At 50.8% G+C, this 3,218-nt stretch carries 1 protein-coding gene; it reads right to left on the bottom strand.

What is annotated here, in order from left to right:
• Positions 1-145 precede the first annotated feature (145 nt).
• A complete protein-coding gene (locus ACO6VE_RS24125) occupies positions 146-3,133 on the bottom strand; it encodes a DUF1601 domain-containing protein (protein ID WP_422464010.1) in 2,988 nt (995 codons plus the stop codon).
• Positions 3,134-3,218: the final 85 nt, after the last annotated feature.

Genomic DNA, 3,218 nt, shown 5'->3' with positions numbered 1-3,218 from the left:
ATTAATTCATGAGAATATAAAAAGCAGACTGCGGTTCTGTTCAGAAGTTCATTTTGTTGAACGGTTTATAAACGCAAGTGGTTGGAGGAGAACATCTACTCTGAATTGTGAAAATGGTTCCTGAGTCACGATGGCAGGGAGGCGATTACTGGCTGTTTGCTCTCTTTTTTATTTGGTCAATAAATGGTTTCATTACATCCAGGTTCCAAAGCCTGTTAACCGGGATTTCAATGACCTCAAATCCTGATTTCTGCAGCAGTGCGATTTTCAGCAGAGTCGAACCATTCCTGGTGTTGAAATCACCACCCACGTAATGAGACGGTCCCTGAACTTCAATCACCATATTGTGATCTGGCAGTAGCAGGTCAACCGGAGGCAATGAGTGCAAACTCTTTTCTTCTTCAATCTTCAAAGAGGGCATACATGATTGGAGTTGATTACGGAAGTCGGATTGGCGTTTTGAAACGATTGTCTGGTAATGGGGGTTGAACGGACACGCTCTGCCAAGCCAACTGGCGGCCATGGCAATGGTGGTTTGATCCTCTTCATTATCCGGTGATGTATTTTCCAGGCGAGTCAACAGGATATCCATGTGCTTTTCAAGCACGTTATTTTTATTGGCTTTGGAGTCTAGAGACAACCTGGCACAGCATACCATTACGCCCCAGAGAGACATCGATATATCTTGCCTGGAGAGCTGAGGGGTTTCACTGATTCGGTAGACAAGCGATTCGAATGCAGAGGTAACCACATTCAGCTCAACGAGTTCACCCAGTTTCGCCATGGCCCACAGCAGGTTGGCGATACCCTGTGGTGTAAAGTCAGCTTTCCGTGCGCTCACGTGGGGTAACAGCGCTGCCACAGTCGCTTTGAACTCTGGTGTCCACTCCTGCCCGTTATCCACCAGTTTCGCCATGGCCCACAGCAGGTTAACGATGTGCTGAGGAATAAATTGGTATTTCTGTATTTTCACGCGGGGCAACAGTGCGACCACGGCCTTGTTAAGCGCTGGTGTCTGCTCCTGCCCGTTGTCCACCAGTTTCGCCATGGCCCATAGCATGTTGGCGATCTCTTGTGGTTTAAAGGTAGCTCTCTGAGCATTCACGTGGGGCAACAGTGCGGTCACGGCCTCGTTGAGTTCTGGTGTCGACTCCTGCCCGTTGTCCACCAGTTTCGCCATGGCCCACAGCAGGTTGGCGATACCTTGTGGTTTAAAGGTAGCTCTCTGTGCATTCACGTGGGGCAACAGTGCGGTCACGGCCTCGTTGAGTTCTGATGTCGACTCCTGTCCGTTGTCCACCAGTTTCGCCATGGCCCACAGCAGATTGGCAATACCCTGTGGTGTAAAGCTGGCTTTCTGTGCGCTCACGTGGGGCAACAACGCGGCCATGGCCTCGTTGAGCTCTGGTGTCTGCTCCTGCCCGTTGTCCACCAGTTTCGCTATGGCCCACAGCAGGTTGGTGATTTCCTGTGGTTTAAAGTGAGCTTTCTGTGCGACCACTTGGGGCAATAGCGTGGCCACGACCTCGTTGAGTGCTGGTGTTCGCTCCTGCCCGTTGTCCACCAGTTTCGCCATGGCCCACAGCAGGTTGGCGATAACCTGGGCATGAAATTGGGTTTTCTGTGCGTTCACCCGGGGCAACAGCGCGACCAGGGCTTCGTTGAGCCCTGGTGTCTGCTTCTGCCCGTTGCCCACCAGTTTCGCCATGGCCCACAGCAGGTTGGCGATATGCTGAGGAATAAACTGGTTTTTCTGTGCGTTCACATTGGGCAACAGCGCAGCCACGGCCTCGTTGAACCCTGGTGTCCGCTCCTGGCCGTTGTCCACCAGTTTTGCCAGGGCCCACAGCAGGTTGGCGATACCCTGTGGTTTAAAGTTATCTTTTTGTACGTTTACGTGGGGTAGCAGCGTGGCTACGGCCTGGTTGAGCTCTGGTATCCGCTTCTGCCTGTTGTCCGACAGTTTCGCGATGGCCCACAGCAGGTTGGCAATATTCTGGGTATTAAGTTGATCTTTCTGTGCGCTCACATGGTGCAACAGCGCGGCTAAGGCCTCGTTGAGCTCTGGTGTCCGCTTCTGCCCGTTGTCCGACAGTTTCGCGATTGCCCACAGCAGGTTGACAATATGCTGGGTATTAAATTGATCTATCTGTGCGTTCACATGGGGGAGCAGCGCGGCCACAGCTTCTTTGAGCTCCGGTGTCCACTCCCCGTTGTCCACCAGTTTCGTCATGGCCCACAGCAGGTTGGCGATACCCTGGGCATTGAATTGGTCTTTCTGTATGTTCACGTGGGTCAACAGGGCGGCCATGGCCTCTTTGAACTCTGCTGTCTGCTCCAGCCCGTTGTCCACCAGTTTCGCCATGGCCCACAGCAGGTTGGCAATGCCCTGGGCCTTAAATTGGTCTTTCTTTGCGTTCACGTGGGGCAACAGCGCGACAACGGCCTCGTTGAACTCTGGTGTCTGCTTCTGCCCGTTGTCCACCAGTTTCGCCATGGCCCAAAGCAGGTTGGCGATACCCCGGGCATCAATATTCCTGGCTTGAGGTTTTTGGCTGCAGTTAAATATTATTGCATCCAGTAGCGTTGACAATAAGTGAGCTTGAGTAAGCTTAACACGCTCATCCATGGGGGAATGAGGGGTAAAAACACCCGCTGAAGTTAATGAATGAAGTGTTGTCGTCAGGCTTCGCCAATTCCAGCTCCGTGTTGGGGTAAAGTTTTGCAGCATACGTATCAGCTGGCTTTGTTCCGCCCGGTTTAACGGTCTTTTAGCAGCTGACGTGTATTCTTTAATTGAACAGGCAAATTGGCTGTGATTTTTTCCATTATAGCGATGACCGAAATGATCCGATTTACTCAACAGATCATCCATTATTTCCTGTGTGATGAGGGCATTAAAATCTTGAGCAGGGTTTACTGAATGGCACTGTAGATGTTGAGAAGAGCGTGTGCCAGAAGAATGGTAAAATTCATTGCGACCCGGCACAGTGCGGGTGGGATTATCCCATTGTTTGACTGTGGCATGCCTATATCGTCCACGCCCTGAAGAGGGAGCATGGTTATTCGGTTGGTTGTAATTATTAACTGATCTTGTGTATTTACCACTGATACCAGCAGATCTTCCATCCATAATTATATTTCATTAATTCATGAGAATATAAAAAGCAGACTGCGGTTCTGTTCAGAAGTTCATTTTGTTGAACGGTTTATAAACG

The sequence above is a fragment of the Endozoicomonas sp. ALB115 genome, from assembly GCF_049310245.1.
GTDB lineage: Bacteria > Pseudomonadota > Gammaproteobacteria > Pseudomonadales > Endozoicomonadaceae > Endozoicomonas.
The sequence above is the reverse complement of the archived record's forward strand: the minus strand, read 5'-3'. Positions and strand labels throughout refer to the sequence as shown.